This is a genomic window from Blautia sp. Marseille-P2398 (assembly GCF_964240315.1).
In the GTDB taxonomy this organism is placed as follows: Bacteria; Bacillota; Clostridia; order Lachnospirales; family Lachnospiraceae; genus Blautia_A; species Blautia_A wexlerae.
In genome coordinates, this window is record NZ_CAXSTD010000029.1 from 1 (window position 1) to 12,164 (window position 12,164).

At 36.6% G+C, this 12,164-nt stretch carries 17 protein-coding genes; 11 read left to right on the forward strand and 6 right to left on the reverse strand.

Annotated features, from left to right (window positions below; all coding sequences use genetic code 11):
- Positions 1-314: 314 nt before the first annotated feature.
- From ACESZG_RS18530 to ACESZG_RS18550, 5 genes are all read right to left on the reverse strand, one after another.
- Positions 315-524, reverse strand: coding sequence for a DUF6219 family protein (locus tag ACESZG_RS18530; RefSeq protein WP_009300563.1), 210 nt, complete (start codon positions 522-524; stop codon positions 315-317).
- A gap of 66 nt (positions 525-590) precedes the next feature.
- Positions 591-959, reverse strand: coding sequence for an ACT domain-containing protein (locus ACESZG_RS18535; RefSeq protein WP_119297995.1), 369 nt, complete (start codon positions 957-959; stop codon positions 591-593).
- A gap of 75 nt (positions 960-1,034) precedes the next feature.
- Positions 1,035-1,955, reverse strand: coding sequence for a carbon-nitrogen hydrolase family protein (locus ACESZG_RS18540; RefSeq protein ID WP_368211054.1), 921 nt, complete (start codon positions 1,953-1,955; stop codon positions 1,035-1,037).
- Positions 1,956-1,989: 34 nt separating this feature from the next.
- On the reverse strand, positions 1,990-2,379 hold the full coding sequence (locus tag ACESZG_RS18545; protein WP_368211053.1) for a hypothetical protein: 390 nt from the start codon (positions 2,377-2,379) through the stop codon (positions 1,990-1,992).
- 99 nt (positions 2,380-2,478) lie between these two features.
- Complete coding sequence (locus ACESZG_RS18550; protein WP_368211052.1) at positions 2,479-2,694, reverse strand: winged helix-turn-helix transcriptional regulator; 216 nt, start codon at positions 2,692-2,694, stop codon at positions 2,479-2,481.
- Positions 2,695-2,757: 63 nt separating this feature from the next.
- On the opposite strand from ACESZG_RS18550, the gene ACESZG_RS18555 reads away from it, so the two are divergent.
- The 11 genes from ACESZG_RS18555 (at position 2,758) to ACESZG_RS18605 (ending at position 11,166) form a co-directional block, all read left to right on the forward strand.
- Positions 2,758-3,102 (forward strand): hypothetical protein, encoded by a 345-nt coding sequence (locus ACESZG_RS18555; protein WP_368211051.1) that lies wholly within the window; start codon positions 2,758-2,760, stop codon positions 3,100-3,102.
- A complete protein-coding gene (locus ACESZG_RS18560) occupies positions 3,068-3,295 on the forward strand; it encodes a DUF5348 domain-containing protein (protein WP_005611064.1) in 228 nt (75 codons plus the stop codon). Before ACESZG_RS18555 ends, ACESZG_RS18560 begins: the two co-directional genes overlap by 35 nt.
- Before the next feature lie 240 nt (positions 3,296-3,535).
- Positions 3,536-4,951: a plasmid recombination protein gene (locus tag ACESZG_RS18565; protein ID WP_373218920.1), complete on the forward strand. Its 1,416-nt coding sequence runs from the start codon at positions 3,536-3,538 to the stop codon at positions 4,949-4,951.
- Positions 4,952-4,955: 4 nt separating this feature from the next.
- Positions 4,956-5,333, forward strand: coding sequence for a TnpV protein (locus ACESZG_RS18570; RefSeq protein WP_373218922.1), 378 nt, complete (start codon positions 4,956-4,958; stop codon positions 5,331-5,333).
- A gap of 309 nt (positions 5,334-5,642) precedes the next feature.
- Positions 5,643-5,810, forward strand: coding sequence for a FibroRumin family radical SAM-modified Cys-rich RiPP (locus ACESZG_RS18575; RefSeq protein ID WP_373218924.1), 168 nt, complete (start codon positions 5,643-5,645; stop codon positions 5,808-5,810).
- A gap of 1 nt (position 5,811) precedes the next feature.
- A complete protein-coding gene (locus tag ACESZG_RS18580) occupies positions 5,812-5,967 on the forward strand; it encodes a FibroRumin family radical SAM-modified Cys-rich RiPP (RefSeq protein WP_373218926.1) in 156 nt (51 codons plus the stop codon).
- Between the two features lie 144 nt (positions 5,968-6,111).
- A complete protein-coding gene (locus ACESZG_RS18585) occupies positions 6,112-7,503 on the forward strand; it encodes a FibroRumin system radical SAM peptide maturase (RefSeq protein WP_373218928.1) in 1,392 nt (463 codons plus the stop codon).
- A gap of 4 nt (positions 7,504-7,507) precedes the next feature.
- Positions 7,508-9,643, forward strand: a complete 2,136-nt coding sequence (locus ACESZG_RS18590; RefSeq protein WP_373218930.1) for an ATP-binding cassette domain-containing protein — start codon at positions 7,508-7,510, stop codon at positions 9,641-9,643.
- A 175-nt stretch (positions 9,644-9,818) separates the two neighbouring features.
- Positions 9,819-10,067, forward strand: a complete 249-nt coding sequence (locus tag ACESZG_RS18595) for a type II toxin-antitoxin system prevent-host-death family antitoxin (RefSeq protein WP_195615712.1) — start codon at positions 9,819-9,821, stop codon at positions 10,065-10,067.
- A gap of 1 nt (position 10,068) precedes the next feature.
- Complete coding sequence (locus ACESZG_RS18600; RefSeq protein WP_373218932.1) at positions 10,069-10,368, forward strand: type II toxin-antitoxin system RelE/ParE family toxin; 300 nt, start codon at positions 10,069-10,071, stop codon at positions 10,366-10,368.
- A 570-nt stretch (positions 10,369-10,938) separates the two neighbouring features.
- Positions 10,939-11,166, forward strand: coding sequence for a hypothetical protein (locus ACESZG_RS18605; RefSeq protein ID WP_008705329.1), 228 nt, complete (start codon positions 10,939-10,941; stop codon positions 11,164-11,166).
- Positions 11,167-11,345: 179 nt separating this feature from the next.
- On the opposite strand, the gene ACESZG_RS18610 is transcribed toward ACESZG_RS18605, so the two are convergent.
- Positions 11,346-11,771: a sigma-70 family RNA polymerase sigma factor gene (locus ACESZG_RS18610; protein ID WP_118510262.1), complete on the reverse strand. Its 426-nt coding sequence runs from the start codon at positions 11,769-11,771 to the stop codon at positions 11,346-11,348.
- Positions 11,772-12,164: the final 393 nt, after the last annotated feature.

Here is a 12,164-nt window from a genome sequence, read left to right on the forward strand (position 1 = left end):
GATGCTTTCATAATTGTTGAAAACATTTGTTGTCAAGGTTCAGTTTTTGGCTACGAGTTTTATTTTCGTAGCAAGGTGCAATCGGAAGAACTGTCTGAACCTCTTTTACGTTTGTGATTTTTGGAAATCAGAGGATTTTCAATTTGCCTTCCATATACTCTGTATTTGGAGCGACAAAATCGGACATGATTTTAGAAATTTTTTAAAATTATTTTTTGAAGTGTAAAAAGATATAAAAAAAAGATGCCAGGATTTCTCCTGACACCATAGTGACTATGCCAACTTCGTGCCCACTGGGCACAAGGTTGATTGTATTATTCTTCATTTCCTAATGATATTGGTTCTTTCTTTGTTTTCTTGTTTTTAGATATCATCTTATGACCTGTATAAATAGCCATAATCATACAAAGCAAAGAACTTGCCGCAAAATATTTATGGCTTGATTTTGAACCTTTATATCCGCTATAAAAAGTTCCTAGCATCGTTATCAATGCTCCGACAGACCAATATTCATGAGCTTTCATTCTAACATCTCCTTTTGTGTTAATTTTAATATGTGCCTTTTAATGAAATATGCAAACTTGAAATTGTCACTCTACGATTTCATAGCCTGAGTCTTTAAGAATATCCAGAGCCTTTTGATAATTTTCCTTTTTTATCAAAACATAGTCCGTGTTATAGGTTGAAATCGCAAAAATCGAAATACTGTTTTCTGCCAGAATCTTAGCAATTTTAGATAGTATTCCAATCAAAGAAAAATCCAATATCCCCTGAATACGAAAACCTTTCCAGCCATCATCACGTTGAATGACGTTTGGCGGGACATCACTGGTAATGCATACCAAAGATTTTTCCTCATCTGTTTTCCCAATGAAACTATATTCTGCATCTATGTTTACAAGTGAATAATCCATCACTTTGCATACCGAAAAATCTTGATGGATCTTTTTTATTTCCATAATGCTTATCCTCCGAAACTTCCTATTTTTCCAGTCCTGAAAAATAGAATTTAGTTAGAATTTGTAATTGTTGCACTATTTATCGTTGATTTTTAGTTCAAGTATATCTGGACGTGCATAATGTCCAACCACATCATGCTCCATTTTGCAGGAGATAGGCAAGCTCATGTCAAGTTCTGCGTAGATGATGGTTTCTTTATCCCAGACTGGTTCTGTCAAATAATGTCCATACGGGTCGATAATACAGCTTCCTCCTCTGCAAATAAATTCCGGAAGCTGTGATACGACATCTCTCTCGTATAGGTCAGAAGGATATGAGTTGCGTCTGATAATCATATCAGCGTTAACAAAGTAGCACTTGCCTTCTATTGCGATGTGCTGAATGGTAGCCTGCCACTCTGGGTTGTCATTGGTATTTGGCGAAATGTAAATCGTGATGCCTTTTTGATAAAGAGCCACACGAGCAAGCGGCATATAACTTTCCCAACAGATCAGACTGCCGATCGGCCCCCATGGCGTTGTTGTAACAGGGAAGTACCCCTTATCAGCATCCCCCCACACAACACGTTCGGAGCCTGTCGGTTTTAATTTTCTGTGCACCTTGTACGATCCATCCGGCTCAAAAATGACATTACTATTATAAAGCGTTCCATTAACGGCATCTCTCTCGGAAAAGCCAAGGCTGATATATGCTCCAGTTTTCTGAGCCGCCTCTGCAAGCTGCTGAAACTCCGTTTCTCCGGCAACAACAGAGGCATCGTAATATCGTTTCCAGTCTTTACGCCCCTCCTCACTTCGTTTACCCATACTGAAACCGAAATTCATCCCAACTGGGTATCCGGGGATGAAGAGTTCGGGAAAAACGATGATATCCGGATTTTGTATTGCAGCCTCGTTAATACATTGAAGTGCCTTATTAAGTGAGGCTTTTTTATTAAACATGACAGGTTCTTCCTGTACCAATGCGATTTTGCAAATGCTTTTTATGTCTTTCATGTTAATAGATTTACTCCTCCTACAAATCCTGATTTCATGATATCATTTCTAATACAGATTTTACCGTATTTTTCAGATTCAGTCCATCTTTTAATCCCAACCGATAGAAAAACTCTTCTGTATCTGCTCCACTGCTGAAAATTGCATTACAGTATTCCATAATCACTTCTTCCTGTTCTGGGGATAACGTTTCCAGTAATTCCTGGTATTTCTTTTCAATCTCACTTACTGGCTCTTTATCCTGATTTAACTTCCATTCCGAATACGCTTTTCCCATATGCTCTGTAATTGTCAGATTCACAAATTCCTGCACTTCCTCTGGTATGGTGCTCGTAGATTCCTGTTTATCTTTCTTTTTATCATTTGATTTTTCAAGTGTCGTATCATCAATATAACGAATGATTTCTCGAATATTTGACTTCATTGACTGCAAATATCCATTGATCAACTCCGCGTCATTCCGTCAAGGGCATCTTTCTCTCCTCCTTACATTTCATATGTTTAATACGAATTGATGCAAGTGTCAATCTCGTTTTGTTAATATCACCCATTTCCCTTTTTGGCTACTTCCCTGCCTCTTCAGATAATTCTTTTCCTTCAATTTGGTTATATAATACTTCACACTAGCAAGATTCCAATCTAACGCATTAGCCATTTCTTTCTGCGTGATTGAAGGTTGCATACGTACAAGATTCAGAATTTCTATTTCTTTCTCACTCAGTACATTTTCATCTTCCACTTGGTCTAATCTCTCTAAATCTTTGGTTTCATAAAACAAAGGAACAAATTGAAACCAGATACCATGGAATATTTATTTCATAAATTTCATGAGCAGATATTATGTAACAAAAAATACCAAGGCTACCAGTTACTTGCCTGTGATGGTTCTGACTTGAATATATTTCGTGATCCATTAAATCCACACACGTATTTTGCTGGTAAAGAAGGAACTTTTGGTTTTAATCAACTGCATCTTAATGCCTTGTATGACCTCCAAAGCAGGCGATATGTCGATGCTCTGATTCAGGAGCCTTATGAAGAAAATGAATCCTCTGCCATGATTGAAATGATTAAAAAGCTGACTGCAAATCAGAAGAAGGGAGAATGTCACAATGAAAGAAGGAAGATTAGGATACAACAGTTATAACAAAAGATATGGATTATTATCATCAGATTTATGGATTGATACGGGATTTCACTGTGGAGAATGTCTGGAAGTGTTGCTTGATGATGAATGGGTTCAGACCAGGATGGAAATGAATCCTGCAAGAGAATGGTATCTTGTAGGAACACCGTATTGTGGTGATCTGGAATATATCCGGGCAAGGATACCGGGATAAGTCAGCCATACAAGTAACGCAGGAGTGAACCGACCAACGGGAGGAATAGCCCCCGGCAGGGCGCAAGGGTACTTTTGATGGACGGAACGGATGTCGAAAGTGCTTTTGCGTTACTTTTGACAAAAGTAACAAAACCGCCGTATCCGGCGAATATTTCTTTTTATACTATAGCTGGCAAAGATACAAATTTATGTGCCATGTCTGGCACTGGTTTTAGAAAGCGGGGTGAGGAATATGACGATGAAACGAACAATCAGTGGTATGATCGGGACAGGGTCTCTGGCTCATAACAGACGAGATTTTATAGCAGAAAATGTTGATCCAGACAGAGTGCAATTAAATATTTGTTACCGGAATGAGAATCTGAAAGAAGTCTATAAAGAGCTGTTTGATGAAGCTGTAGAACGGTATAATGTCGGGAAAAGAAAAGATCGGCAGATTACAAATTATTATGAAAAGATTCGCCAAGGGAAACAGGAAAAGCTGTTCCATGAAGTGATTTTCCAGATTGGAAACCGAGAAGATATGGCTGTTGGAACAGATGAGGGAGATTTGGCTGTAAAGGTACTGAATGAGTATGTGAAAGATTTCCAGAAACGAAATCCGACACTTCGGGTATTTAGTTGCTATCTGCATCAGGATGAAGCTACTCCACATTTGCATATCGATTTCATTCCTTATGTAAATGGCTGGAAAGGAAAAGGAATGGACACCAGGGTTTCACTGAAACAAGCATTAAAAAGTCTGGGATTTCAAGGCGGAAATAAGCACGATACGGAGATGAATCAGTGGATAAATCATGAAAAAGAAGTTCTGGCTGAGATTGCAAAGCAACATGGAATTGAATGGGAACAGAAAGGTACTCATGAGGAACATTTGGACGTTTACAATTTCAAAAAGAAAGAACGGAAAAAGGAAGTACAGGCACTGGAACAGGAAAAAGAATATCTGACAGCAGAGAACGAAGGATTGGCCTTACAAATCGCAGAATCCAGAGAAGACGTACAGCTTTTGAAGGAAAGTAAAGAACAGGCGCTTAGAGATAAAAAAGCAGCAGAAAAGCGTGCAGAAACAGCAGAAAAACAATTAAAAAGCCTGGAAGAACGCAGGGAACAGTTACAGCCGATTATGGATAATGTGAGTAAGGAAATAAAAGAATATGGAACAGTTAAAATGTTGTTACCGGAAGCTGGCACGTTGGAACGGGCAGCGACCTACCGGGACAAAAAAATCAAACCGCTGTTTCTTCAGATAAAAAATAAGGTTGGGGCAATGGCTGCGCAGGTTAAAGAACTTACAAAAGAGGTGGAAAATTGGAAGAGTAAATATCAAAAGCTGAAACAAAAATATAACGGTATTCAGAAGGAGTTGGATGATATGCGTAAAGAAAATCATAAATTATCAGAAGAAAAGAATATAATGCAAGGCGTTTCTGATAGGTATGATCGTGTTGTGCGTGTTCTGGGAATAGAGACGGTAGATGCGGCAGTACAGCAGGATATTCGCAACGAGAAAGCTCTGGAAGAAAAGCAGCGGATGGAACAAATGCCGAAGGGAAGTATTCATGAAAGATTAGCCTGGGGAATAAAAAAGAGTGAGATGGAGAATCAGCAGCGTAAGAAAAATAAATCAAAAAATAGAGAAATGGAGAGATAAAATTATGGAAAAACACATTTATGATAAAAAGAACGGATTAAGCTATACTCTGTGTGGAGATTATTATTTGCCGGATCTGGTATTGAATGAAGAAGAACCGACATATGGAAAATATGGAATGTTACGGAAACAGTTTTTGAAAGAGCATAGACCAATACGGTATCAAAACTTGTTATTATCTGGCAAGCTGACAGCACATCTGAATCAGATTGACCAGGAAGTAACAGAGCAGGTAGAAGTGTTAATGAAACAGATGGCAGAAAAACAGGGCGTGAATGAAAACTTAAAGAGGCAGGATCAGATGAAGTGGGTCGGGTTGATGAATAATATCAAAGTCAGTGCGGAAGAAATTGTGTTAAAAGATATGGTGTATGGACAGTAACGGATTAATACTGAGAGTGTTTTTGGTGATTTATAGAAATTCTTGCTTAAAAGATATACATAATATACCCATTATAGAAAAGTTGCGGAAATGCTTGAGTTTACTGGCTTTTTTTGAATAAAATGAAAAAATGATGAATGATACATTTTAAATAAAAAACACTGGATATTGATATAGAAACATGCAAATAGCACTATATAATGTATAATAAAAGAAAAAACATATAACTCGTATAATTGGTTAATTATTGACTTTTCCCTTAGAGAGTAGTAATATAACATCAATGAACTATACGAGGAGGTAATTACGATGATTAATTACAACGTTGATTCTTATGGAAAAATGCTTGGTAATATTACTGAAAAGACAATTCAGAGTGCTGCATCTTGCATATCTCAGTGTACAGGTTGTATGTGCAATTGTCGTTGCTCTTGCTCTGGTGGTATTATTGCAGATGTAGATTGGGAGGAAATGTAAAATGAGTGCAAATAATGTAGAATACGCTAAGATGTTTGGTACAATTTGTGACGAAGCTGTGGTAATGGCTAGATGTGCTTGTGTAGCATGTAATTCTTGTACATGTGCATGTTCATGCCGTAATATTCCAGATTTAGATGAAATTGACTGGGAATAGTATTCATATATTAAAGGTGTGATACAGCTTTTATAATTAAATTGATTTAGGCGTGTATGACAGTAAATAGTACATTATTATTTGAAAATATGTGGCATGATTGCTGTCGCAAATGTCGAATGTAAATACGATGGAGGAGATAGAATGGTAAGATTATCACGTTATGCTCATGTTTATGATTTGGGGGATGATGTGGCATTATATCATTCACTCAGAATGAAACCAGTGTATTTGAATAAAAAGGCTTACGAGGACTTGCAGGCATGGCTTGCAGGTCCTTTTTGCAATGATTATGAAGATGCACCGGAATATATCAGAAATGAAGTGAATGAATTAGTAAAATTTAAAATTTTAAATCATTCAGAGGAAGATGATGAGAAGGTTTTAAAATTTGTAAGAAGTAGGATTCCAGCTCCAGCAGTAAATGTATGTTATATGATTACCAGTGAGCAGTGCAATCTTGCATGTAAATACTGTTTTCTTGGAAACAACGATGCATGCAAGAGGAGTAATTTCTCATTAGAAAATATGTCTGTTGAAACAGCAGATAAGGCTGTTGATTTCTTTATTAAGCAAATTAAGTTGTCTGGTATGGATTTTGAAGAAAATAAACCTGTTATTATTTTCTATGGTGGTGAACCTCTTGTAAATTATGAGGTATTAGTTTATATTGCAGAGAAGATTAATAGTCTTAGAGACGTTGAAAAATGTGTGAAGAATTTGGAAATGTCTATGGTTTCTAATGGCTTGCTTCTTACTGAAGAAAGAGCACTTAAATTGAAAGAATTAGGAGTTTCTATTGCAATTTCAGTTGACGGATTTACCGAAGAAGCAAATGCGATGCGAGTTGATGTTGCGGGGAAGAATGTATTTAACAAAATTCTCAGGACACTTGATATGTGCAAGAGAATTGGGGTTGAGGTGTCGTTATCTGTTACATTAAGTGAAGAGACAATTAAGGATACAAAAAATATTCTTAAACTTGTCGATAATTATGGAATTAAATCATTCGGATTTAATATTATGATGTCAGATGAAAACTTTGTTCTTTCACAAGAATATAATGAAAAGGCGGCTCAATTTATTATTGATGAGTTTGTTGAACTTAGGAAACGTGGAATATATGAAGACCGTATAATGAGAAAATTAAAGTCTTTCTCAAAAGCACAGATTTACTTCTCCGATTGTGCAGCAACAAGTGGTGGACAAATTGTAATTGCACCTAATGGACAAGTTGGCATTTGCCATGGTTGTTTGCATAATAAGCAGTATTTTGTTTCAAATGTCGACGATGCAAACTTTAATGCATCAAAGCATAAAGATTTTATTGAATGGTCTCAATTGACTCCAATAAATAAGGATGAGTGTCAAGAATGTCCTGCTCTAGGTATTTGTGGCGGTGGGTGTCCCATAAATGCAATGCATTTAAAAAAAGGAAATACTATACATGATTTAGATGAACGCTTCTGTGTTCATTCAAAAATGACTTTGGAGTTTTTGATTAAAGATCTGTATAGAATAATAAAGGAAGGGTGATAGAATGATTGATGACATTGTTATTGAAGGTATAGAAACAAACAACCTGAAAAATATTGATGTTGAAATTGTAAAAAAGGGAATAAATTTGATTATAGGACCTTCTGGCAGTGGCAAATCATCTTTAGCTTATGATACGATTGCGCAAATTGGTCAACATGAGTTTATGGCTATGTTTGCTGATGAAGTAAGTGAACCTTCCTATAAAGTTAAATCATTTTCTAATATGGTGGCTGCAGTTCCAATTAAACAGTCAAATCATAATAACAATATTAGATCAACAATTGGAACATACTTTGGTCTAAATAGAAGTATCGGATTGATCTATGCGATAATGCTAGATCTTTCCGAGGACTTCTTTGTCCTTAATAAGGAAAGTAATTTATGTGAAAACTGTCATGGACTTGGTTTTGTAAGTAAACTTGATTATAATAAAATTATTGATTTTAATGTTCCGTTGAAAAAAGTGCCTTTTAGGTGTTGGACTAGATATAAAGATTTTTATGCACAGATGATTATTAATTTTTGTTCAGAACATAATATTGATAGCAATCAAAATTTTAGGGAATTAAATGAAGAAGAAAAAAGTTTGATACTTTATGGTGAAAGTGCAGGTAAGTATTCAGTAAGATATAAAAAAGTTAATTCTTTTTCGAGAAGAACTTCTAAGTATTATGGTGTACTGACTGGAATACCTATGCTACCGAATTGCAGAATTGGAAAAACGTATTATTCAGAATTTGAATGTGAGTGTTGCCATGGAAAAAAATATGGAAAACAATACGATGAATTTAAGATACATGATCTTTCGATAGGCGAATTTATGACTACTGATTTTGTATCTTTAAAAGGTGTTGTAGACCAATTATTTAGAGAAATACAGGATGATAGGCTTGTTTTTACGATTAAAAATTTGAAAGCATTTATAGATAAAGCTATTGAACTGAATTTAGGACATTTATGTTTTCACAGGGCGATACCTACATTGTCTGGGGGAGAGTTACAACGATTACGAATGGTTCAAGTATTTACAACTCAGCTCTCAGATTTGATCATTGTTCTTGATGAACCATTAGCTGGCTTATCTGGTGAGGAAAAGAAATCAATTTATGATAATGTTGTATCTCTGGCGGATAAACATACAGTAGTGTTGGTAGATCATGGTGAGACCTTTTATAAAGTAGCCGATAAAATAATTGCTTTGGGTGAAAAGGGCGGTAACGCAGGTGGATATTTAGTTGACGTCAATGCATTTTTAAAAAAACAACGAGATATAAAAAAATATATTCCAGTTGTTGTAAAAAAACAAATTAGAATATTGTTAAATAGTTCTATATATAAATATAAAGGGGTTGATTTGGCAGTAGCAGAAAATTGTATGAATTTGATTACTGGATATTCAGGTGTTGGTAAATCTACTTTGTTAAGGGAATATTTCCCGCAGTATTTCAATAGTTATTTATATATAAATCAGAAACCACTTCTCGGAAATAAGAATTCTTGTGTGGCTACTGTGTTAGATTTATCAAATAAAATCTCAGGATTGTACGCAAAGAAGCACAAAAAGGACAAGAAGTTCTTTTCAAACTTGACTGGAAATGATGGTATGTGTCCTGTGTGTTTAGGCGCGGGATATATTGAATATGGTGGTGATTATCATCAGAGTATGCGAGTTGAATGTAGAGAGTGTGAAGGTACAGGCTTTAACAAAAATCTTAAAAAATATAAAATTAAGGGCAAATCAATTTTTGATGTTTGGAAGATGACATTAGATGAGGCAATAGATTTTTTTGAGGATATCGACAAGTCGATTACAAAAGTGTGTATAACTGCGTCTGAAATTATGTTAGGTCATTTACAGATTGGACAAGCAACTGCTACATTGTCTGGTGGAGAAAATATTCGAATAAAAATTATGAAAGCATCAAAATCAACCGCAAAAGTTATTGGTGTTGACGAGCCCTTCAAAGGCTTAAGCAATATAGAAATTGATGCAGTCGCAAACTATTTAAATAGAATAAGAGAAAAAGGCAAGACGCTTATTGTGATCGATCATTCAACAGGTGTTGAGGATTATTTTTCTCAATGGATTCAGATAGAAAATATCGATAATAGATTAATTGGAAAACGGTTTAAGTAATGCAAGTAGATACATTTTAAGTGAATTGGTTAATCTGCGATATGTTACCATAATAAAAATATTCGGAATGAGAACACTTTTAAGCTGTAAAAATTTACGTTGAATTTTACAGCTTTTTTGTGTATAATAAAAGTAGTAGAAACAACATGAAGTCAAAGAAAGGAGCTGAAAGAATATGGCAAATATTTTACCAGTGTCTGATTTGAGAAATTATAATGAAGTTTTGAAAAACTGTCATAAAGGAGAACCGGTATATTTGACCAAGAATGGCAGAGGACGTTTTGTAGTTATGGATTTTGAAGATTATGAGCGTGACCGTGCAGAGAAAAAGCTTCTGATGAAGCTGCAAGAAGCTGAAGAAGCAGTGAAAGACGGTGAAGGTTGGTTAAATCTGGACGAATTAAAAGCACTTGTGGGGGAATAAGATGTTAAAACTGCGGATCAATCCGATTGTTGCAAAGGATTTGAAGAATATTCGGGATTATATTGCTGAAGATAACGAAGAATATGCTGCAAAGACCGTAAAGGAAATTTATGGTAAATTTGAAAATCTTCAGATGTTTCCAGGAATGGGTTCAGATCTTTCAAAACGAGTCAGTTTTCGGACAGACTATAAATATGCAATATGGGAAGATTATGTGATTATTTACAAGGTGGGAAACGAGTATGTAGAGATTTATCGTGTGATTAACCGGTATCAGGATATTACGAGAGTTTTTGATTGATAACATAATCATGATAACAAATTGATAACACCGTTCAGTACAGCCTGTGGACTTTGGACAGTGGAACACATATAAAACCAGATAGAACCATAATCACTATACAAAAGTGTATAGTGATAAGATTTTATTTGCGAGTTTGAGTAGCGGACTAAATTGCGAAAAAGCCCATAAATAAAGGTTTTGCGGGATGTCGAAAAGACCAAATGGAGTGCAAATGGAGTTTAAAAATTATTTTTTTCTCTTGTTTATATTCCAGATTCACCTGCAAATTTCGTGAAATCAGTTATTCTCATAAAATAAAATTAGAGTAAATATGAAGAACAGTTTGTTTTGATTGAAGTGATTTTCGTTAAGGCAGACTGTTTTTTTGTTGCCTGCATTTAGAAAACAGATACCACAGAAAGGTTCTTTATTTTCGATGAGCTTAAACTCCATGACACAGTAATCACACTGATGGAGAATTAAAAAACAAGAAAATTTGATAAATTTCGGAAAATGATGTCCGATTTTGTATCTGCCAGTACAGAGTATATGAAGAGATAAATATTCAAAACACAGGAGGTACTGATTATGCAGAACAAATTATTTTTAAAGGCAGCCGATATATGTGAACTTCTGGAAGTAAAACAGACATCGGCTTATGAGATCATCGGAAATCTGAACAAGGAACTGGAAGAACAGGGCTACCTGACGCTTAGAGGAAAAGTTCCGACAAAGTATTTTGTGAAGCGTTTTTACGGTGTGGAAGATACTTGTGAGATTCCACAGGAAGAGGGAAAGGAATGGTTTCATGCGTAAGAGAAAAATGTATTTATCAGTGGAAGACATTGCAGAACTCTTTGGATTATCAGTTTCGTTTGCTTACCGGGTGGTGGAAAGAATGAATGCCGATCTGGCAAGCAAGAACTATTATGTGATTCTCGGTCGGGTGCCAACCCGCTATGTAGAGGACAAAGGCTCCTTATATCTGGCCTGCTTCATTCTGCAATACCTCCCGTCAGTCTTGTTCTCATGGTTTCCAGCGTCTTAGTCCTGTGCCGCTGGACGGCGCTGCGGGACATTCCCACCACCGCGCCGATCTCGCCGTCCGTCAGTTCCAGGACACAATGCAGTATCAAGATGCTTTGTCCCGGCTGGGGCAAGCTGGCAAAGGCAGCGGCCACCAGCCCGTCGCTGATCTGAAGCTCACAGCCATAGGCCGGAAATATAAAACTGTCGCTGGGGTACTGATCTATCGTGCATAGCGTGTCCAGTTCCGAAAGCGGCAGCGTTTCAAAGGATGTTTCCCAGCCACGCTGACGCTTCCTTTCCCGGAAGTAGTCAACGGCTTCATGGTACAGTACCAGCTTGCAAAAATGGTCAAACTGGCAGCGCCTCCCGTAATCATCAGGGGTAACTTTCATCTTCTCACCCCCTTTCCGTGGGGAGTGAGCAGGATGATCCTGTCCGTTGTCAGGGGCCTATGCTGGCCCTGGTCTGCTGACCGCCTCCTTTTCCATCTGATTTTTTGCCGGAAATGACAATCCGTGAAAATCGACAAAAATCGCCCGGCAGGTCGTAAACCTACCGGGCGACGATTTGAAGCGTTTTGTTGTTTTCTTACATGGTATAGTTCATACTCATAGCCGGAATATTCCCGTGGCGGGGCAAGGCTTTTTTTAACAACCGTAGCAAGAATTCCCTCACCTCTATAGGTGATGGGATGAATTGCACATTCGGGCATGTCTGCTCAAATTCATAAAAAATCGCAAAAACACTTGTTCTGATACAATAAATATATTATAATAGAAAAAAGA

Coding starts and splice junctions, on each gene's coding strand:
- ACESZG_RS18530 (WP_009300563.1), bottom strand. CDS start 524: ATGAAAGCTCATGAATATTGGTCTGTCGGAGCATTGATAACGATGCTA.
- ACESZG_RS18535 (WP_119297995.1), bottom strand. CDS start 959: ATGGAAATAAAAAAGATCCATCAAGATTTTTCGGTATGCAAAGTGATG.
- ACESZG_RS18540 (WP_368211054.1), bottom strand. CDS start 1,955: ATGAAAGACATAAAAAGCATTTGCAAAATCGCATTGGTACAGGAAGAA.
- ACESZG_RS18545 (WP_368211053.1), bottom strand. CDS start 2,379: ATGAAGTCAAATATTCGAGAAATCATTCGTTATATTGATGATACGACA.
- ACESZG_RS18555 (WP_368211051.1), top strand. CDS start 2,758: ATGGAATATTTATTTCATAAATTTCATGAGCAGATATTATGTAACAAA.
- ACESZG_RS18560 (WP_005611064.1), top strand. CDS start 3,068: ATGAAAGAAGGAAGATTAGGATACAACAGTTATAACAAAAGATATGGA.
- ACESZG_RS18565 (WP_373218920.1), top strand. CDS start 3,536: ATGAAACGAACAATCAGTGGTATGATCGGGACAGGGTCTCTGGCTCAT.
- ACESZG_RS18570 (WP_373218922.1), top strand. CDS start 4,956: ATGGAAAAACACATTTATGATAAAAAGAACGGATTAAGCTATACTCTG.
- ACESZG_RS18575 (WP_373218924.1), top strand. CDS start 5,643: ATGATTAATTACAACGTTGATTCTTATGGAAAAATGCTTGGTAATATT.
- ACESZG_RS18580 (WP_373218926.1), top strand. CDS start 5,812: ATGAGTGCAAATAATGTAGAATACGCTAAGATGTTTGGTACAATTTGT.
- ACESZG_RS18585 (WP_373218928.1), top strand. CDS start 6,112: ATGGTAAGATTATCACGTTATGCTCATGTTTATGATTTGGGGGATGAT.
- ACESZG_RS18590 (WP_373218930.1), top strand. CDS start 7,508: ATGATTGATGACATTGTTATTGAAGGTATAGAAACAAACAACCTGAAA.
- ACESZG_RS18595 (WP_195615712.1), top strand. CDS start 9,819: ATGGCAAATATTTTACCAGTGTCTGATTTGAGAAATTATAATGAAGTT.
- ACESZG_RS18600 (WP_373218932.1), top strand. CDS start 10,069: ATGTTAAAACTGCGGATCAATCCGATTGTTGCAAAGGATTTGAAGAAT.
- ACESZG_RS18605 (WP_008705329.1), top strand. CDS start 10,939: ATGCAGAACAAATTATTTTTAAAGGCAGCCGATATATGTGAACTTCTG.
- ACESZG_RS18610 (WP_118510262.1), bottom strand. CDS start 11,771: ATGAAAGTTACCCCTGATGATTACGGGAGGCGCTGCCAGTTTGACCAT.